The following is a 20,207-nucleotide window of genomic DNA, read 5'->3' on the forward strand; positions in this document are numbered from 1 at the left end:
CCCTGAGAAGTACATTTTAGATGGAAATATTGACAGTTCAGAGGAAGGGGGACAAATCTTTTAAAGTAACTGTTAGAATGGATTTATAAATTTAAGGGAAAACTCCTTTTTGAAATAATGAAAAAAGAAAGGTTATCATCATGACAAAAACATTCACTATCCATCCGCTAAGCTATACCAACTTTACCAACCGCGAGTTTGAAAGTCTCATGGTAGACACGGGTCAACTACTAGAAGTTTTTGCCAAGGCACATAAGGACGAGCCTATGTATAGTAAGCACCTTGATTCCTTCAAGAGCAAACTAGCAGACTTCCAAGGCCAACTCGCTATTGTAGAAAAGAAAGAGGCGACGAACCTGACCGAAGTCGATCGCAATCGTGACAGTGCCCTAGTCGGTCTCTTTACTCTTCATCGAGGATTTGCTAAGATCAAGGAGACCAAACTCAAAGAAGCCCATGAGACTTTGAAACCAGTCTTTGCCAAGTACAAGGATATCACCAAGCATAGCAATGATGTGGAAACGGCAGAAATCAAGAGTTTACTCAAAACGCTGAGCGAAGAACCCTACCATACGGCAGTGACCAGCCTAGGACTGACACCCATGCTGACTGCGGTGATTAGTGCGCAGGAGGAGTATGATAAGGTGGAAAGTCAGGCGCGTGCGCATAAGTCTGCAAAGGAAGTCGGAAAGACCAGACAAGTCCGCACCGAACTAACCAGTATCTACGACCTCTTTATGCGCTATACTGCAGCCAGCGCAGAAGCCTATCCTGAAAAAGAGCACCTGACCAAACTCCTTAAAGACCTCAATAGCATCCGAGATAGCAAGCGGCGATTGACTGGTTCCAATAAGAAGGATAAGAAAGTTAAAGTAGAAGAAACTACACAAGTAGCAGGATAAAAACAAACGTCTTTAGATATATTATTATCTAAAGACGTTTTTTTTGGTAGATTCGTGGTATAATTTGAGTGAGTAATTCTCTAGAATTGTAATTGGGTATAACTTATATTTTAATTTATAAATTATTGTAATGAAGGAAGAGTTTATGGTAGATTGTAATAACGAAGAAGAAAATAAAAAGGAATCTGAGAAAGTCTCTAAAGAAATGAACTCAAAGATTTCAAGTTTAGAAGAAGTTAGAGTTAACTTTCAAAAAATCAATTTAGATATTTCTGAGAAGATGAGGCCGATTTCTGAGGCATGTTTAAAAATATTATCGCAAATAGAGATGCCAAAAATAGATTTTAGTCCATTGCTTTCATTGAGTGATAAGATAACTGAGTCGTATTCCTATACATTTAAATCCTTAATAGATACTTTTTCTTCAATTGATTTCGAAAAATATGAAAAAGACTTAGAGGAGCTTGATAAAAGAAAAATAGCACAATTCTTGCACTATGATATTTATCCTCCGTTATTATTCATTGATGAAATGGGATCATATGAAATAGAAAACCAAAAAGAAGCTAATATTGTACTGATGAAATATCTATCATTATGGGAGGAAAAATATGGTAGAACAGTTTATGATTTTGTTCCTAAATCTCTAAAAACATATAAAGAGATTTGTCAACTACAAAATCTTGAACAGCTAAAAATGTATAAAACAATGGTCATGTTTTGCTGTGAAAGAATTGAAAATGTACTAGCTAAACTCCAAATACAAGAACAAGAGAAAAAGCAATCTGAAATTAAAGTTTCTCAAAAATCGTTTAAAAATTTTATGGATTCTTTGAATCATGATGAATACCTGAAAGAGTTAATTTCTCATATTGCTTATATTTCTGAATATCATGATAAAGGTTTTAGGGAGATAAATCTTTTCAAGAGATTTGAGAGCTTAGACGAAGAATATGATGAAGGAACGCTCCCATTGAATAGAAATTTGTTTATGCATGGTTTAGTTGATGAAAAGAATGTGAATTATTTAATGGTTCAAAAAGCTATTCTAGCTTATTCTTTCTTTGTACAACTATATGTGTTAAAAACTAGAAATAGTAAAGACGCTAGAATAAAAGGTCTGAGAAGAAAAGGGATTTCTAGAATACCAAAAATGAAAAGGAGCTTTAATGCTGACGAATCAAGAAATTGAAGATATTGTAAGAGAGTTTTTTTATCAAGAAGCAGAAGGGGAATATTGGGATTTTAAAGAAAAGCCATATTTCTATGAAGGTCAAAGTGAAAAGGATAAGAACAAGAAAAAGGGAGACCTTCTCCATGATATTATTTGTATGGCAAATAATTTAAGTAACCGGGACGCATACATTGTCATGGGAATTCAAGATAAACCAGTTAAGATAACAGGAGTTAAGCAATTCTCTAATAAGTGGACACAAGAAAGTTATCAGGATTTTTTACACAATTTATCTTGGGCTGGAGATTGTGTACCATCAGTTGAGCTAAGAAGTATTAACGATGGTAATATAGAAGTTCTTGTAATTAGAAAGTCTAGTAAAGTTCCTTTTTATTTGACAAAAAAGTATAATAAAGTGAAAGAAAATCAAATATACGTAAGGAGAGGTGCAAAAAATACTGCAATTGATAATCAGGCAGAAATAGGCGATATTGAAAAATTATTCGAATTTAGATTTGGATTAACTCCTTTCCCTAAGGAACGTGTTATTAACTATATAACTGACCACGATCATTGGACTGAGATGAAGGGGAATTATGAAACTCGATCTTGGTATTATGAGAAATTTCCTGAATATACAATGGAATTAGTTGATGATCCACAGAACGATGAACTCCGGGCTCCAGTTTATGCACTCATCCATCCTAACGTAAGAACCACATGGGAGATTTTACGGATAAAGTATCACCAAACAATTTTATTCGAGTTTAGTTCTCACTACATTGATGAATATAGAGGATTGTCTGTTCAACCACGATATAATTTTTTAAAATTATTTGAAGGAGTAAACAATATAAATTTAAAAACTAATTTTTACTATTATTTAGCAGACTCCGTTGAAATTAATTTGATGTATTTGTTAGAGGAATTACTTGAGCAAGATGGCGAAGCACTAAGACAACATTTAAGTTTAATCCCAGTTTTTAAAAACGATGATGAAAGAGAAGCTATTAAAAAATATGTTGAAGACAATAAAGCTGATATTCTAGTTGAAATAAAAAAAGAAAGTGAGAAGGTTTGTTTAGGTTACAACTATGAAGGAGATGAGCAGAATAGCAAATGGGACAAAGAAGAAATAGCAGTAACCAAAGTTGTTAAAAATATTTTAGATGAGTATAGGAAAAATAAATTATATGAAAAAACAAAGTAATACTCCACAAATTAGGTTTCAAAATTATGAAGATGGATGGAATGTAGAAAAAATAAAAAATATTTTCGGAACTATAAGAAATGCTGAACCAATTCCACGGAACCATACAAGAAGCTGATGCTGAACTTAAAAAGTTTTTGAAGGAGAAAACAAGGATATAGCAAAGGAAGTGTGCTTATGAAGTCAAATGAAAATGAAGAAAATCAAACAAGTGTAGAAATAACATTGGCCTCACATCATGAATTTAGTAGTGATTCAGATAAATCGGCTTGGGATTTTTATTTGAAATATTATGGGGAAAGTTTATATAAAGAGGGAAAAATATTTCTTTTCTCAAATAAAGTGGAATCAATCGAAGTTAACGGAGATGTATCTTTTAATATAGATTCTACAGTCTTTAATAAAGGTACTAAACTTTATGAGTCAATTTTAAAGGAGACCAATATTTCGGAAGGGTTAAAGGATTCTCTTGGCGTTATTCGTTATTCGCCTTTGAACATCAGTATAATGCCTAAAACTGGTGGTTTAAATATCATAAAAAAGTCTTTAGGGAACGATAGATTTGATACTTTTGCTTACTTTATTAATCAATATTATGAAGGCTTTAAAACTCCCATCATTAATGCTGGTTCTTTAACAATGGGAATTGGGAATAGATTGATTTTAGAAAAATTTTTGGATAGCTATAAAACTGCTGGAGAGTTCTTTGAAGATATCTATGGTATTGATGAAACATTTGTTAACGAATTGATAGAATCAGGTAAGTCTCTAATTACGAATAAGGAAGAGTACTGTGCTTATATTAAATTAGCTCATAAGTACTGGTGTTATAGACTTAACCATGAGAAAATGACAAATTTACTTGATAATCAAAAAATTATACAATACAAAGATCATTTGAATACCATTTTAAAAGAGATTGAAATACTAGAAAATAGTATTAATAAGAAATAAAGCATACTTTAAGAGTCTACTTCATAGGGCTGTTACTTTGTTTCCATATTTCCTGGAAACTGATAGAAAGTAAGGAGAAAGATGGAACAAACTAATCAAAAATCCCAGTGCCAGCAACTCTGGGCTAGGAACAAATATCTTGTTTTGAGTCATTCTAGCAATATTTACAATGAGATTCGCCAATACTTGAAGAATGAACAGGTGGAGCTGAGTCAGGTTCAAGAGATGATTGACCGTGCCTGCCAGATTCCAGAACATAGAGGTCAGGTTTGCAATGCCTTTCAGCATATTTGGGGCTATTTCAAAAAGAAAGCGACAGATGCCGAGCGCAAGGACTACATGCTCTTGCTGGATCGCTACCGCTTTGGTCAGGTTTCTAAGGAAGACTTGATCGTTAAAACTCGAGACTTGCTTGAACTCTATCCCAATACCTACTTGCAACACTCGACCTTACTGAAAGGAGACTCCTATGAGACTTTGGCATGAGGCTTTGATTTCACAACTTCCCCGTCCTCAACTTTTGGGGCAACATCGAGAGTGCTGCGCCCTGCGTGGCAATGGCTGGGGCAGAAAGCATGCGACGGTGGACTATGTCTTTACCCACTCGCCCTATCGTCTCTATGCCTATCATCGCTTGATCATGGAGGAGATGGCTAACCGTGGCTATAATGTCAGTCCAGAGTGGCTGGACAAGAACTACCGTGGCAAGACCTGTCCTCCTTATCAAGACTTGCCTGAGGAGAACCTAGGTAATCCCGTCTATAGTGAGCATGACGCTGGATATTATGAGGAGTGTCTGGCTAATCTCCGTGAGAAGGGGATAGAGCTAGACTAAGAGTCAGGATTAGCTCCACATTATAGCTCTTTTCGCTATTTTTTCGAATAATAAAGATGAGACCTTTAGAGTTTTTCTAAGGTCTTCTTTTTGTAAGTATTTGGATTTAATTTTAATAACTTTTGAGTTGTATTTAAAAGCCAAGGGCGAACGAAGTGAGCTTTTAGAAGATATTTCCTACTATAGTGGTATTCTAGATAATAATTTATTATTATCTAGAACGGAATTTTTGAGAGTAAAATAGTTCGGGGAACTATTTTAGCCTGAGCATAGAAATGAAAAGGCGAAGTGCTCAAAAATTAGGTATGAAATTACGAAGTAATTTGCTCCCGTCCGCACTTTTTCAGGGAAATATCAAAAATACCAAAGGAAAATCAACCTATAGTCTTCTCTAATAACAAGCCATAGTCACTTATAAGAATCATCAATAGCTCGTTTGAGCATTCTAACTAAAATACAGCCATAAAACAAGCAATACAAAGGATTTGAGACACTGGTCTCAAGTCTTTTTCTTTTGTCCAAAAGAGTGGTATAGTTTCAAACTATATCAAAGCCTAATTATTTACAATTATACAGACAGTTTCTTTTCTGTTAAGATAGTTTCAATAACAATTTTTGGAGGACACATCATGTCAACTACAATCATCGGTTTCCCTCGTTTGGGCGAATTCCGCGAATTAAAATTTACAACTGAAAAATACTTTAGAAAAGAAATCTCAGAAGAAGAACTCCTTGCAGCAGCAAAAGAATTGCGCGCAAAACACTGGAACATTGTCAAAGAAAAAGGCATCACTGAAATCCCATCAAATGACTTTTCTCACTATGACAACTTCCTAGATGCTGCTTTCCTCTTCAACGTGGTGCCAGCTTCCGTTCAAAACTTGGACTTGTCTGACCTTGAGCGCTACTTTGCTTTGGCACGTGGTTACCAAGGTGAAAAAGGGGATGTTCGTGCCCTTCCGATGAAGAAATGGTTCAACACTAACTACCACTACATCGTTCCTAAATTTGAAAAAGACACTCAAGTTAAATTGGCAGGTCACAAGATCTTCGATGAGTTCCAAGAAGCAAAAGAACTTGGATTGAACACTCGTCCTGTCCTTGTAGGTCCATTCACTTTCCTTCAATTATCAGACTTTGAAGAAGGCGTGAAAGCTGAAGACTTTGTAGATAGCTTAGTAGCTGCTTACCAAGAAGTTTTCGCTAAATTGGCTGAACTTGGTGCAACTCGTATCCAATTGGACGAAGCTGCTCTTGTCAAAGACTTGACAGCTGAAGAAAAAGCTCTCTTCTTGAACCTCTACAACAAACTCTTGGCTGATAAAAAAGGTCTTGAAGTCTTGCTTCAAACTTACTTCGGAGACGTTCGTGACGTCTACTCTGACCTTGTAAAATTGCCAGTAGATGCCATCGGTCTTGACTTCGTTGAAGGTAAGAAAACTCTTGAACTCGTTAAAGGTGGTTTCCCAGCTGACAAGACTCTCTATGCAGGTATCGTCAATGGTAAAAACATCTGGCGTAACAACTACGAAAAGAGCTTGGCTGTTCTTGAGCAAATCCCAGCTGAAAACATTGTTTTGACAAGCTCATGCTCACTTCTTCATGTGCCATTTACAACAGCTAACGAAGAATTTGAACCAGCTATCTTGAACCACTTTGCCTTTGCAGTTGAAAAATTGGATGAGATTCGTGATTTGGATGCTATCCGCAATGGTCAAGGTGCAGAAGCTCTTGCAGCTAACAAAGAACTCTTTGCGACTGAACGTGTGGGTGAAAATGCAGAACTTCGTGCGCGTATCGCTGGTTTGACAGATGCTGACTACACTCGTTTGCCAGCTTTTGCAGAACGTGAAGCTATCCAAGAAGAAGCCTTTAAACTTCCAGCTCTTCCAACAACAACCATCGGTTCATTCCCTCAAACTAAGGAAGTCCGTGCCAAACGTTTGGCCTTCCGTAAGGGTGAATTATCACAAGAAGAGTACGATGCCTTTCTTGCTGAAACTATCGACGAATGGATCAAATGGCAAGAAGAAGTTGGATTTGACGTGCTTGTACACGGTGAGTTCGAGCGTAACGACATGGTTGAGTACTTCGGTCAAAACTTGTCAGGTTACCTCTTCTCTAAGAATGGTTGGGTACAATCTTACGGTATGCGTGGGGTGAAACCGCCAATCATCTGGGGTGACGTCACTCGTCTTAACCCAATCACTGTCAAATGGTCTAGCTATGCTCAAAGCCGTACAGACAAACCTGTCAAAGGTATGTTGACTGGACCGGTTACCATCCTCAACTGGTCATTCCCACGTGAAGACATCTCTATCAAGGACTCAACTCTTCAAATCGCCCTTGCTATCAAGGATGAAGTACTTGACCTTGAAGCTGCTGGTGTGAAAATCATCCAAATCGACGAGGCTGCTCTTCGTGAGAAATTGCCACTCCGTCGTAGCGACTGGTACGAAGACTACCTTGATTGGGCTATTCCAGCCTTCCGCTTGGTACACTCTACAGTTGCACCAGATACTCAAATCCACACTCACATGTGTTACTCAGAATTTACAGATATCATCCCAGCTATCGACAACATGGATGCGGACGTTATTTCATTTGAGGCAAGCCGTTCAAACCTTGAAATCTTGGACGAACTCAAAGCGAAAAACTTCCAAACAGAAGTGGGACCTGGGGTTTACGATATCCACTCTCCTCGTGTGCCTAATGAAGGCGAAATCGACCACACAATCGATGCTATTCTTGCCAAAGTACCAAGCAAGAAAGTTTGGATCAACCCTGACTGTGGTTTGAAAACACGTGGTATTCCAGAAACAAAAGAAAGCTTGATCCGCCTTGTCGAAGCAGCAAAAGCTGCGCGTGAGAAATTGTAAGATAAGATTTCTCTCTTGACACTGACTGATCAAGGAACTGCTTGGCCTAGCTGGCTCAGCAATCATGAAATCAAAAAGAAAAGGATAATGACTATGTCACGCCAAACACCGTCACTTTCATTTGAAGTGTTCCCTCCAAACCCAGCAGTGGGTAATGATAAAATTATTTCAGCCTTGCAGGATATGCGGGAGCTGACACCTCACTTTATCAGTGTGACTGCCAGCAATAATAAATTTAATATCAAGGAAACAACGGTTCGTTTGGCTGACTTTATCCAGAATGACTTGGCGATTCCAACCATTGCTCACTTGCCAGCTATCTATCTGACCAAGGACAAGGTTGCTGAAACCATTGCAGACTTGGATAAGGTTGGGGTACAGAAAATCTTGGCCTTGCGTGGGGATATTATCCCTGATGTGGAACCACAAAAGGATTTCCGCTACGCAACGGATTTGATCGAGTTCATCAAGGAACAAGCTCCTCACTTTGATATTATTGGCGCTTGCTACCCAGAGGGGCATCCTGACTCTCCAAACCAGATCTCGGATATTCAAAATCTCAAGAAGAAAGTGGATGCAGGCTGTTCCAGCCTTGTAACGCAACTTTTCTTTGACAATGAGCGTTTCTACGATTTCCAAGACAAGTGTACCTTGGCAGGGATTGATGTTCCTATTCATGCGGGAATCATGCCCATTCTTAACCGTAACCAAGCGCTTCGTCTCTTGAAGACTTGTGAGAATATCCACCTTCCACGCAAATTCAAAGCCATCTTAGACAAGTATGAGCATGACCCTGAGTCGCTCAGAGCAGCAGGACTTGCCTATGCAGTGGACCAGATCGTGGACTTGGTAACCCAGGATGTTGCTGGTGTGCATCTCTACACCATGAACAATGCTGAAACAGCAAAATACATCCACCAAGCAACCCATGCCTTGTTTAACCATCAGTCTTTAGGATAATAAAAAGCAAACCATTCTTCTCAGGTGAGGGGAATGGTTCCTTTTTAATAGAAAAGCCCGCACTTTTTAAGAAAAATATGATAAAATAGACTCTGTACGTACTTGATACAAAGATGAGGGTATTTAGGGTATTAAGGATTTTTTAATAGTTGATTAATTTTTAATCGAAATCTGATAATTGGTTCTATAATAAATACGAACGAAGTGAGTGTTAAAAGATATTTCACGCTATAGTGGTATCCTAGAGAATAACTCTGTTATTTTCTAGGACGGAATTTTTGAGACTTCAGGCTTAAAAATTAGGGATGAAATTCCGAAGGAAGTTGCTCCCGTCCGCACTGTGTCAGTGAAATATCAAAAAAATTCTTAATTGAATTTTGGTCTCATTTCTTAGGAAAAAAGATAAGCTTCCTAGCACTCATCGAGTGTGGCGTCACCTTCCTATTTTTCTATAGAAATGTTCGGCAAACCGAACCGTCCAAAATATCTTGATTAATTGAACACGCCTACAACTCTGTGGAAAAAAATAAATCTACCTAGGAGCAGTCGCTCCGTCGTTCGATTTCCTATTTTCCTTTGAGTTGCTTAACGGCTTAGTATCTTGATCTTTGTAAGCAAGGCGTATAATTTCATCAATCCAAAGGGGATTAAAATGACAAAACAAGTGTTTCAAACGACTTTTGCGGGTCGTGAGTTAATCGTAGAGACTGGTCAGGTTGCTAAGCAAGCAAATGGCTCTGTTGTCATCCGTTACGGTGAGTCAACTGTCTTGACTGCGGCCGTTATGTCTAAGAAAATGGCAACTGGGGATTTCTTCCCACTTCAAGTCAACTACGAAGAAAAAATGTATGCGGCTGGGAAGTTTCCTGGTGGCTTTATGAAACGTGAAGGACGTCCTTCAACAGATGCGACTTTGACAGCGCGTTTGATTGACCGTCCAATCCGTCCTATGTTTGCGGAAGGTTTCCGTAATGAAGTGCAAGTCATAAACACGGTCCTTTCTTACGATGATAATGCATCTGCACCAATGGCAGCTATGTTTGGTTCATCCTTGGCACTTTCTATTTCAGACATTCCGTTTGACGGTCCGATCGCTGGGGTACAAGTGGGTTATGTCGATGGCCAAATCATCATCAACCCTACTCAAGAACAAGCTGAGCAATCGCTTCTTGAATTGACAGTAGCTGGGACCAAACACGCTATCAACATGGTTGAGTCTGGTGCCAAAGAATTGTCAGAAGAAATCATGTTGGAAGCCCTTCTCAAAGGGCACGAAGCAGTTAAAGAATTGATTGCCTTCCAAGAAGAAATCGTTGCTGCTGTTGGTAAAGAAAAAGCAGAAGTGGAATTGCTTCATGTGGATGCGGACTTGCAAGCTGAAATCATCGCAGCTTACAATAGTGACCTCCAAAAAGCGGTTCAAGTAGAAGAAAAATTGGCTCGTGAAGCTGCAACTCAAGCAGTTAAAGACCAAGTGACTGCAGTGTATGAAGAAAAATATGCAGACCATGAAGAATTTGACCGTATCATGCGTGATGTGGCTGAAATCTTGGAACAAATGGAACACGCTGAAGTGCGCCGTTTGATCACAGAAGACAAGGTGCGTCCTGACGGTCGTAAGGTTGATGAAATCCGTCCTTTAGATGCGCAGGTCGACTATCTTCCTCGTGTACATGGTTCTGGCCTTTTCACTCGTGGACAAACGCAAGCCCTTTCAGTTTTGACCTTGGCGCCAATGGGTGAAACTCAAATCATCGATGGTTTGGACCCAGAGTACAAGAAACGCTTTATGCACCACTATAACTTCCCTCAATATTCTGTAGGGGAAACTGGTCGTTATGGTGCGCCTGGTCGTCGTGAAATTGGTCACGGTGCTCTCGGTGAGCGTGCTCTTGCTCAAGTCTTGCCAAGTTTGGAAGAATTTCCATACGCTATCCGCTTGGTAGCTGAAGTCTTAGAATCAAACGGTTCTTCATCTCAAGCCTCTATCTGTGCGGGAACTCTTGCCCTTATGGCTGGTGGTGTGCCAATCAAGGCGCCAGTAGCAGGGATTGCCATGGGTCTTATCTCAGATGGAAATAACTATACAGTATTGACAGATATCCAAGGTTTGGAAGACCACTTTGGAGACATGGACTTTAAGGTTGCCGGAACTCGTGACGGGATTACAGCCCTTCAAATGGATATCAAGATCCAAGGGATTACTGCTGAAATCTTGACTGAGGCTCTGGCTCAAGCCAAGAAAGCGCGTTTTGAAATCCTTGATGTGATTGAAGCAACTATTCCAGAAGTTCGTCCAGAATTGGCTCCAACTGCTCCGAAAATTGATACTATCAAGATTGATGTGGACAAAATCAAGATTGTCATCGGTAAAGGTGGAGAAACCATCGACAAGATTATCGCTGAAACAGGCGTTAAGATTGATATTGACGAAGAAGGTAATGTATCCATCTACTCTAGCGACCAAGATGCCATTAACCGAACCAAAGAAATCATCGCTGGCTTGGTTCGTGAAGCCAAAGTGGATGAAGTTTACCATGCTAAGGTTGTTCGTATCGAGAAATTTGGTGCCTTTGTCAACCTCTTTGATAAGACAGATGCACTTGTGCACATTTCTGAAATGGCTTGGACTCGTACCAACCGTGTCGAGGACTTGGTAGCTATCGGTGATGAAGTCGACGTTAAGGTTATCAAGATTGATGAAAAAGGCCGTATCGATGCCTCTATGAAGGCTCTTCTTCCTCGTCCGCCAAAACCTGAGCATGATGAAAAAGGTGAAAAGTCTGAGCGACCTCACCGTCCACGTCATCACAAGGACCACAAACCTAAGAAAGAATTTACAGAAACACCAAAAGATTCAGAATAAGAAAAGGAGAAATGTATGGGATGGTGGCGCGAAACCATTGATATTGTAAAAGAAAATGATCCAGCGGCACGCAACAGTTTGGAAGTTTTGCTGACTTATCCAGGTGTCAAGGCCTTAGCGGCTCACCGTCTCTCGCATTTTCTCTGGAAGCACGGCTTCAAACTCATGGCTCGGATGCACAGTCAGTTTTGGCGCTTTTGGACTCAGATTGAGATTCATCCAGGAGCTCAGATTGATTCAGGTGTTTTTATCGACCATGGCTCAGGTCTGGTGATTGGAGAGACGGCGATTGTTGAAAAAGGCGTTCTTCTCTATCACGGAGTGACTCTTGGTGGAACAGGGAAGGATGTTGGCAAACGCCATCCGACTGTTCGAAAAGGGGCGCTGATTTCGGCCCACGCTCAGGTGATTGGCCCTATTGAAATTGGAGAGAAAGCCAAAGTTGGGGCGGGTGCAGTGGTTGTGGCAGATGTTCCGAGCGATGTGACAGTTGTCGGAATCCCAGCTAAGATCGTCCGAGTTCATGGACAGAAAGATGAGCCGACGATCCACGAAGTTGAAGAAAAACGAGAGTACTATCTAGACAAGCTAGAGCATGCCCGTGAAGCCAGTCACCATTCATCAAGTCTGTAGGATAGGGTAGCAAAGTTATCGAGGTGAAGTATGACAGGAGGTAAGAACTATGTCAGATTTATCAGATGCAATTTTGAACCAGGCAGTTCTTGAGTTGCAAGAACGCTTGGATGGTCTTGTTAAGGAGCGCTTTATTAAACTGCCACCTAGCCACCAGCGTGAATGGGCTCATTATATCAGTGAAGCCAAAAAAGATGAGACCAAACTGCGCCGTCTAAATAAAATGAAGGCGGATTTGCTGAAGCCTTAAAGAAAGAGAAGTTATGCTATTAGAGGAATTTGAAGATGTAGCAGCAGTTATTGAGCCAACTGAAAAGCCAGTCCATGACAAGGGAGAGGTATGCGAAACCATCATTCTGTCCTTTAATGGCGAAATTCTGAAACGTTTGATTGAGTCAGAAGATGTCTATCCGGGAGGCTATTTGAAAAGCATAAACGGCCATCATCCATGGTATATTTATGGCCAAGGACCTAGCAAGCTAGCAGTTATGTTGGCTCCAATTGGGGCTCCCATGATAGTCGGCCAGCTGGAGGAGTTGGCGGCCAGAGGCTTCAAAAATTTTATCATTTTAGGTTCCTGTGGCGTTTTGGACCGCTCAATTGAGGCGGATAAAATTATCCTACCTGCGGCAGCATTGCGAGATGAAGGAACTAGCTATCACTATGCCCCACCGGGTGATGAAGTCGCCTATGACGAGTCTCTGCTGATCGAGCTGGAAGCCATCTTTGACAAGCACAATATCGAACATATCCGCACCAAGTCTTGGACGACTGATGCCTTTTATCGAGAAACGCCTGATAAGGTCAAACGTCGCTTGGCTGCTGGAGCTCAAGTGGTGGACATGGAAGCTTCAGCTATCATGGCTTGGAGTCAATTTCGCAAGAGTAAAGTCTATCAGTTCTTCTACACAGCTGACTATGTGGATCATCATAACAGAACCTGGGATGCCCGCCATGAAGAGCGGACAGCTGATGCCATGACTTTTTTCAATATCGCTTTGACAATAGCAAAGGAACTAGAAAGGTAACTACAAGAATGGCAGTATATTTTTACGGCTGTATCACCATGGATGGCTACTTGGCAGACAGCCAGCACAGGATAGACTGGCTGCATCAGCTTGGTTCTGTAGAGGATACAGGCTATGATGACTTTTACAGACAAATGGATATCACCATCATGGGCAAGCGGACCTTTGAGGAAATCCAAGATTTACAAGATGTAGAAAGTTTTTATCAAGCTACGGAAAATTATGTCTTTACGCATGATAGGCATCTGCCTGTCAGCAATTACCAGCCAGTAGCTGGGGATGTGGTGGACTTTGTTCGCCAGATTGACAAAGGCAAAAATGTCTTTGTGATTGGTGGTAATTCCTTGGTAGGACCGCTCTTGGATGCGGATCTTTTCGATCACCTCATTATTCAGATAGCGCCCCTTATCCTAGGAAAGGGGGTTCCCCTCTTTACCCAAGAGGAAGGGCAGCGCTTTTACCAACTGGATAGCCTCAGACAATTTGGCCCTTTTGCAGAGCTGGTTTTCAGCCGAAAAAGTCAGAAATAGAGAAGGGAGTGGACCGCATGATTAAAATTTATGACACCATGTCTCGTGATTTGCGAGAATTTGTACCTATTGAGGACGGTAAGGTAAAGATGTATGTCTGTGGGCCAACAGTTTATAACTATATCCACGTGGGGAATGCCCGCTCGACAGTATCCTTTGATACCATTCGTCGTTATTTCGAATACCGTGGCTACGAAGTTGCCTATATTTCCAACTTTACAGATGTAGACGATAAGATTATCAACCGTGCCAAGGAAGAAGGTATCACGCCTCTGGAGGTTGCGGACAAGTACATCGCTGCCTTTCGTGAGGATGTGACAGCCTTAGGCGTGAAACCTGCGACTCGCCATCCGCGTGTAGTAGAGTTTATGGCTGACATCATTCGTTTTGTCACTGACTTGGTTGAAAAAGGCTTTGCCTACGAGAGTCAAGGAGATGTTTACTTCCGCGTGGAAAAATCTCACAACTATGCTAAGTTGGCCAATAAAACCTTGGAAGATTTGGAGCTGGGTGCTTCAGGTCGTACCGATGAAGAAACGGCTCGCAAGGAAAATCCTGTAGACTTTGCCCTTTGGAAAGCTGCAAAACCAGGCGAGATTTCTTGGGACAGTCCTTGGGGACCTGGTCGTCCGGGTTGGCATATTGAATGTTCAGTCATGTCGACAGAGATTTTGGGAGATACCATTGATATCCACGGTGGTGGAGCTGATTTGGAGTTTCCTCACCATACCAACGAAATTGCCCAGTCAGAAGCAAAAACAGGCAAGACTTTTGCTAACTACTGGATGCATAATGGCTTTGTCAATATCGACAATGTCAAGATGTCTAAGTCCTTGGGCAACTTTATAACCGTACACGATGCCCTTAAAACTCTTGATGGGCAAGTGTTGCGTTTCTTCTTTGCCACTCAGCATTACCGTAAACCTATCAACTTTACGGAAAAAGCAGTGCGTGATGCCGAGACCAATCTTAAGTATCTAAAAAACACTTATGAGCAACCATTTTCTGGGACTGTAGATGCTCAAGAGTTACAGGCTTTTAAAGATAAGTTTGTTGCCGCTATGGATGAGGATTTCAACTCCGCAAATGGTATTACAGTTGTCTTTGAAATGGCCAAATGGATCAACTCAGGAAACTATGATGCAAGTGTTAAGGAAGCTCTTGCGGCTATGTTGGAGGTCTTTGGGATTGTCTTTGTTGAGGAAGTTTTGGATGCAGACATTGAAGCCTTAATCCAAAAACGTCAAGAAGCGCGTGCTAATCGTGACTTTGCGACAGCAGACCAAATCCGTGATCAATTAGCGGCTCAAGGAATTAAGCTCCTTGACACCAAGGATGGAGTGAGGTGGACTCGTGATTGATGTCAATCTCATTAACGGGATTGCGCTAGCTTTTGAGGGAGATGCAGTTTACTCCATGTATATCCGTCGCCATCTCATCCTTAAAGGAATGACCAAACCCAATAAACTCCACCAAGAGGCGACTAAGTATGTGTCAGCCAAGGCTCAGGCTCGCTTGATTGCCCTCATGTTGGAAGAGCAAGTCCTGACGGAAAAAGAAGAAGAAATCTACAAACGTGGTCGCAATACCAATAGCCACACAAAGGCTAAAAATGCTGATGTGGTGACTTACCGCATGTCTACAGGTTTTGAAGCAGTGATGGGCTATCTCCATCTGACTGAAAATCTGGAGCGTCTAGAGACTATAATTTCTTGGTGCATCCAAAAAGTGGAGGGCTAGAATATGATTGCAAAGGAATTACAGGACTGGTTTCCTGAAGCTCAGATTTCAGATCAGCCGATTGAGAAACCAGGCTATCTTACTCTCCCTTTAGCTTCTCAGCAGTGGATTCTACTGGAGGAAGCTGGGCTCAGCGAGCGTGAAAAGCAGTTGGTTGCCCTTTTGACCCAGCAGGAGCAGGCTCGTTCGCTCAATCCTTGGTATCCCTATCTGATTGAGGGGAAGGGGCAGGCACCGCAAGCATTTAAAAAAATTCAGCTGGTTTATTGCCATCTGTCTTATTACCAACAGGAAAATCTAGCCTCTTGGTTGGATATGATGCAAACTCTCTTTCCCAACTGCCAAACAGTGTTACAGGTCGGGGCTCAGGATTATGTGTTTGTGCTTCAACAAGATAAGTACACCTCTGTTCGCTCAATCTTATCTGATACGATTGAAGCGGTTGAGTATGACTTTGGCCTTCGTCTGTCTATCATGTTGGGGCAGGTGTGGTTTCAGACAGGCTCTCAAGCCCTATCAGACCTAATCAAAACGGAGCGAGATTTGTTTAAGACTTGGTGGCGTCAGGGTCACCAAGGTGTACACACCTTTTCACAACTCTATCTTTGGAGTATGGGAGAAAGGATTGTGGACCTGAGAGTCATTAAAGAATGTCTGCACCAGATGATTTTGGATCAGGATCAGATTCAGGAAATTATCCTTTCTCTCTGGGAAAATAGTGCTGTCCTAACTAAAACAGCCCAGCAACTCTATCTACATCGCAACTCTCTCCAATACAAGATTGATAGATGGGAAGAATTGACAGGGCTTCAGTTGAAGGAGTTAACGGATCTTACCTTGTGTTATCAGTTGATTTTACCAGATATTCTTTAAAGTTTTGTGCAAGTTGCACAGAACTTTTTTATTTTTTTGGTCACTTTGCCATAGAAAAGTAAAGCGTTTTCATCTATAATAAAACTATCAAAATACAAAAGGAGTTCACCTCGATGGTAGAATTAAATCTTAAAAACATTTACAAAAAATATCCAAACAGCGAACACTATTCAGTTGAAGACTTCAACTTGGACATCAAAGACAAAGAATTTATCGTTTTCGTAGGTCCTTCAGGATGTGGTAAATCAACAACTCTTCGTATGATTGCTGGTCTTGAAGACATTACTGAAGGTACTGCATCTATAGATGGTGTGGTTGTCAACGACGTAGCTCCAAAAGACCGTGACATCGCCATGGTATTCCAAAACTACGCTCTTTACCCACACATGACTGTATATGACAACATGGCTTTCGGTTTGAAATTACGTAAATACAGCAAAGAAGACATCGACAAACGTGTACAAGAAGCTGCAGCAATCCTTGGCTTGAAAGAATTTTTGGATCGTAAACCAGCTGACCTTTCAGGTGGTCAACGTCAACGTGTTGCCATGGGTCGTGCGATTGTCCGTGATGCAAAAGTGTTCTTGATGGACGAGCCTTTGTCAAACTTGGATGCCAAACTTCGTGTATCTATGCGTGCTGAAATTGCCAAGATCCACCGTCGTATCGGTGCTACAACCATCTACGTAACCCACGACCAAACAGAAGCGATGACATTGGCAGACCGTATCGTTATCATGTCAGCTACTAAGAACCCTGCTGGTACAGGTACTATCGGACGTGTTGAACAAATCGGTACCCCTCAAGAAGTTTACAAAAATCCAGTTAACAAATTTGTAGCAGGATTTATCGGAAGCCCAGCTATGAACTTCATCAATGTGAAATTGATTGGTAGCGAAATTGTTTCTGACGGTTTCCGCTTGAAAGTGCCAGAAGGTGCTTTGAAAGTTCTTCGTGACAAAGGCTACGAAGGAAAAGAATTGATCTTCGGTATCCGTCCAGAAGATGTGAACGCAGAACCTGCTTTCCTTGAAACATTCCCAGAATCAGTTGTCAAAGCTACTATCTCAGTATCAGAATTGCTTGGTTCAGAATCTCACCTTTACTGCCAAGTTGGTAAAGACGAATTTGTTGCAAAAGTGGATGCTCGTGACTACTTGCAAACAGGTGCAACAGTTGAACTTGGATTTGACTTGAACAAAGCACACTTCTTCGACGTAGAAACTGAAAAAACAGTCTACTAAACAAATGAAATGTCAAAACACTGCTAGAGAAATCTGGCAGTGTTTTTTTAATGATTGGTATTGGCATAAAAACAGGCTTTTCTAGTTTTCATATCCTTAAAAAAGTGATAAAATGGTAGGAAGAATTGGAGAGTATAGATGCCGAAAGAAGTGAATTTGACGGGCGATCAGGTAGTCGCTTTAACGAAAGAATATTTAACAAAGGAAGACGTTGCTTTTGTACAAAAAGCATTGATTTACGCAGTTGATTGTCATAGTGGGCAGTTTCGGAAATCAGGCGAGCCCTATATTATCCACCCCATTCAGGTAGCAGGCATTCTGGCTAAGCTCAAGCTGGATGCCGTAACCGTTGCCTGTGGTTTTTTGCATGACGTGGTTGAAGACACAGATGCGACACTGGATGATTTGGAGAGAGAGTTCGGTCATGATGTTCGGATTATCGTTGATGGGGTGACCAAGCTTGGTAAGGTTGAGTACAAATCACTCGAGGAACAATTGGCTGAAAATCACCGCAAGATGCTTATGGCCATGTCAGAGGATATCCGTGTTATCTTGGTTAAATTATCGGACCGTTTGCATAATATGCGGACTCTCAAACACCTGCGAAAGGACAAGCAGGAACGGATCTCCAGAGAAACCATGGAAATTTACGCACCACTTGCTCATCGTCTAGGGATTTCCAGTGTCAAGTGGGAGTTGGAAGATCTATCTTTCCGTTATCTCAATCCAACTGAGTTTTACAAGATCACCCACATGATGAAGGAAAAACGCAGAGAACGTGAGGCTCTGGTCGACGAAGTCGTAACCAAGTTGGAGGACTATGCTACCGAACGCAATCTCAAAGGGAAAATCTATGGTCGTCCTAAGCATATCTATTCGATCTACCGCAAGATGCAGGATAAGAAGAAACGCTTTGAGGAAATTTATGACCTGATTGCCATTCGCTGTATCTTAGATACCCAGAGTGATGTTTATGCTATGCTGGGTTATGTGCATGAACTTTGGAAACCTATGCCAGGCCGCTTCAAAGACTATATCGCCAATCGTAAGGCCAATGGTTACCAGTCTATCCATACAACTGTTTATGGGCCAAAAGGGCCGATTGAATTCCAGATTCGTACTAAAGAAATGCACGAAGTGGCTGAGTACGGGGTTGCGGCTCACTGGGCTTATAAGAAAGGTATTAAAGGGCAGGTCAACAGCAAGGAATCTGCTATTGGGATGAACTGGATCAAGGAGATGATGGAGCTCCAAGACCAGGCTGATGATGCCAAGGAATTTGTGGACTCTGTTAAAGAAAACTATCTGGCGGAGGAGATTTACGTCTTTACTCCAGATGGTGCGGTTCGCTCCCTTCCAAAAGATTCAGGACCGATTGACTTTGCCTATGAAATCCACACCAAAGTCGGTGAAAAAGCGACTGGTGCCAAGGTCAATGGCCGTATGGTTCCACTGACAACCAAGCTCAAGACAGGGGATCAGGTTGAAATTATCACCAACCCCAACTCCTTTGGTCCGAGTCGTGACTGGCTCAACATGGTCAAGACTAGCAAGGCACGCAACAAGATTCGTCAGTTCTTTAAAAATCAAGACAAGGAATTATCCGTTAACAAGGGCCGTGAGATGTTGATGGCCCAGTTCCAAGAAAACGGCTATGTAGCCAATAAATTCATGGACAAGCGCCATATGGATGAGGTTCTTCAAAAGACCAGCTACAAGACAGAGGAGGCTCTCTACGCAGCCATTGGTTTTGGAGAAATTGGCGCTATTACCGTCTTTAACCGTTTGACCGAAAAGGAACGCCGTGAGGAAGAGCGTGCCAAGGCCAAGGCGGAAGCAGAAGAGCTTGTCAAAGGTGGCGAAGTTAAGGTCGAAAACAAAGAAACCCTCAAGGTTAAGCATGAGGGTGGTGTGGTCATTGAAGGGGCTTCAGGTCTCCTAGTTCGGATTGCCAAGTGTTGCAATCCAGTGCCGGGTGACGACATAGTCGGCTACATCACTAAGGGACGCGGTGTAGCTATTCACCGTGTGGACTGTATGAATCTCCGTGCCCAAGAAAACTATGAGCAACGTCTCCTTGATGTGGAATGGGAAGATCAATTCTCAAGCAAGGAATACACTGCCCACATTGATATCTATGGTCTCAACCGTACAGGGCTCTTAAATGATGTTCTGCAAGTTCTCTCCAACACAACTAAGAATATCTCAACCGTTAATGCTCAGCCAACTAAGGATATGAAATTTGCCAATATCCATGTCTCCTTTGGTATTTCCAACCTCTCTACACTGACCACAGTCGTGGACAAGATAAAGAGTGTGCCAGAGGTTTACTCCGTCAAACGGACCAACGGCTAATTCTCCCTTCAGTTACTAGAAAGG

General features: G+C 41.4%; 18 protein-coding genes and 1 pseudogene. 18 read left to right on the plus strand and 1 reads right to left on the minus strand.

Annotated features, from left to right (window positions below; genetic code table 11):
* Positions 1-140: 140 nt before the first annotated feature.
* From EL140_RS09590 to metF, 8 genes are all read left to right on the plus strand, one after another.
* On the plus strand, positions 141-902 hold the full coding sequence (locus EL140_RS09590) for a DUF6261 family protein (RefSeq protein WP_000167729.1): 762 nt from the start codon (positions 141-143) through the stop codon (positions 900-902).
* A 145-nt stretch (positions 903-1,047) separates the two neighbouring features.
* On the plus strand, positions 1,048-2,094 hold the full coding sequence (locus EL140_RS02090; protein WP_000227292.1) for a hypothetical protein: 1,047 nt from the start codon (positions 1,048-1,050) through the stop codon (positions 2,092-2,094).
* Positions 2,072-3,286, plus strand: coding sequence for an RNA-binding domain-containing protein (locus EL140_RS02095; RefSeq protein ID WP_000957223.1), 1,215 nt, complete (start codon positions 2,072-2,074; stop codon positions 3,284-3,286). Before EL140_RS02090 ends, EL140_RS02095 begins: the two co-directional genes overlap by 23 nt.
* Before the next feature lie 177 nt (positions 3,287-3,463).
* Positions 3,464-4,240, plus strand: a complete 777-nt coding sequence (locus tag EL140_RS02100; protein WP_000840046.1) for a hypothetical protein — start codon at positions 3,464-3,466, stop codon at positions 4,238-4,240.
* A gap of 81 nt (positions 4,241-4,321) precedes the next feature.
* Entirely contained in the window at positions 4,322-4,726 is a 405-nt protein-coding gene (locus tag EL140_RS02105; RefSeq protein ID WP_000438480.1) for a YbgA family protein, read from the plus strand.
* Complete coding sequence (locus EL140_RS02110; RefSeq protein WP_001241802.1) at positions 4,710-5,075, plus strand: TIGR02328 family protein; 366 nt, start codon at positions 4,710-4,712, stop codon at positions 5,073-5,075. The genes EL140_RS02105 and EL140_RS02110 overlap by 17 nt, the downstream gene beginning before the upstream one ends.
* A 629-nt stretch (positions 5,076-5,704) precedes the next feature.
* Positions 5,705-7,954: a 5-methyltetrahydropteroyltriglutamate--homocysteine S-methyltransferase gene (gene metE / locus EL140_RS02115; protein WP_000108240.1), complete on the plus strand. Its 2,250-nt coding sequence runs from the start codon at positions 5,705-5,707 to the stop codon at positions 7,952-7,954.
* A 93-nt stretch (positions 7,955-8,047) separates the two neighbouring features.
* A complete protein-coding gene (gene metF / locus EL140_RS02120; RefSeq protein ID WP_002877494.1) occupies positions 8,048-8,914 on the plus strand; it encodes a methylenetetrahydrofolate reductase [NAD(P)H] in 867 nt (288 codons plus the stop codon).
* A gap of 495 nt (positions 8,915-9,409) precedes the next feature.
* Here metF and EL140_RS09800 read toward each other — a convergent pair.
* A pseudogene (locus tag EL140_RS09800) lies at positions 9,410-9,499 on the minus strand (5-methyltetrahydropteroyltriglutamate--homocysteine methyltransferase); the annotation flags it as partial.
* A gap of 67 nt (positions 9,500-9,566) precedes the next feature.
* On the opposite strand from EL140_RS09800, the gene pnp reads away from it, so the two are divergent.
* The 10 genes from pnp (at position 9,567) to EL140_RS02175 (ending at position 20,183) form a co-directional block, all read left to right on the plus strand.
* Positions 9,567-11,780, plus strand: coding sequence for a polyribonucleotide nucleotidyltransferase (pnp, locus tag EL140_RS02130; protein ID WP_000166411.1), 2,214 nt, complete (start codon positions 9,567-9,569; stop codon positions 11,778-11,780).
* A gap of 15 nt (positions 11,781-11,795) precedes the next feature.
* Positions 11,796-12,413 (plus strand): serine O-acetyltransferase, encoded by a 618-nt coding sequence (gene cysE / locus EL140_RS02135; RefSeq protein WP_000539966.1) that lies wholly within the window; start codon positions 11,796-11,798, stop codon positions 12,411-12,413.
* Positions 12,414-12,462: 49 nt separating this feature from the next.
* A complete protein-coding gene (locus tag EL140_RS02140; protein ID WP_002874304.1) occupies positions 12,463-12,663 on the plus strand; it encodes a YdeI/OmpD-associated family protein in 201 nt (66 codons plus the stop codon).
* Between the two features lie 13 nt (positions 12,664-12,676).
* Positions 12,677-13,441, plus strand: coding sequence for a nucleoside phosphorylase (locus EL140_RS02145; protein ID WP_000923404.1), 765 nt, complete (start codon positions 12,677-12,679; stop codon positions 13,439-13,441).
* Between the two features lie 8 nt (positions 13,442-13,449).
* Complete coding sequence (locus tag EL140_RS02150; protein WP_000301981.1) at positions 13,450-13,971, plus strand: dihydrofolate reductase family protein; 522 nt, start codon at positions 13,450-13,452, stop codon at positions 13,969-13,971.
* 17 nt (positions 13,972-13,988) lie between these two features.
* On the plus strand, positions 13,989-15,332 hold the full coding sequence (gene cysS, locus EL140_RS02155; protein WP_000591116.1) for a cysteine--tRNA ligase: 1,344 nt from the start codon (positions 13,989-13,991) through the stop codon (positions 15,330-15,332).
* Positions 15,325-15,711, plus strand: a complete 387-nt coding sequence (locus EL140_RS02160; RefSeq protein ID WP_000567909.1) for a Mini-ribonuclease 3 — start codon at positions 15,325-15,327, stop codon at positions 15,709-15,711. The genes cysS and EL140_RS02160 overlap by 8 nt, the downstream gene beginning before the upstream one ends.
* A 3-nt stretch (positions 15,712-15,714) precedes the next feature.
* Positions 15,715-16,584, plus strand: coding sequence for a helix-turn-helix domain-containing protein (locus EL140_RS02165; RefSeq protein ID WP_000560735.1), 870 nt, complete (start codon positions 15,715-15,717; stop codon positions 16,582-16,584).
* Positions 16,585-16,697: 113 nt separating this feature from the next.
* A complete protein-coding gene (locus EL140_RS02170; RefSeq protein ID WP_000229939.1) occupies positions 16,698-17,828 on the plus strand; it encodes an ABC transporter ATP-binding protein in 1,131 nt (376 codons plus the stop codon).
* A gap of 138 nt (positions 17,829-17,966) precedes the next feature.
* On the plus strand, positions 17,967-20,183 hold the full coding sequence (locus EL140_RS02175) for a RelA/SpoT family protein (RefSeq protein WP_001123775.1): 2,217 nt from the start codon (positions 17,967-17,969) through the stop codon (positions 20,181-20,183).
* Positions 20,184-20,207: the final 24 nt, after the last annotated feature.

The sequence above is a fragment of the Streptococcus oralis ATCC 35037 genome, assembly GCF_900637025.1.
GTDB classification, from domain to species: domain Bacteria; phylum Bacillota; class Bacilli; order Lactobacillales; family Streptococcaceae; genus Streptococcus; species Streptococcus oralis.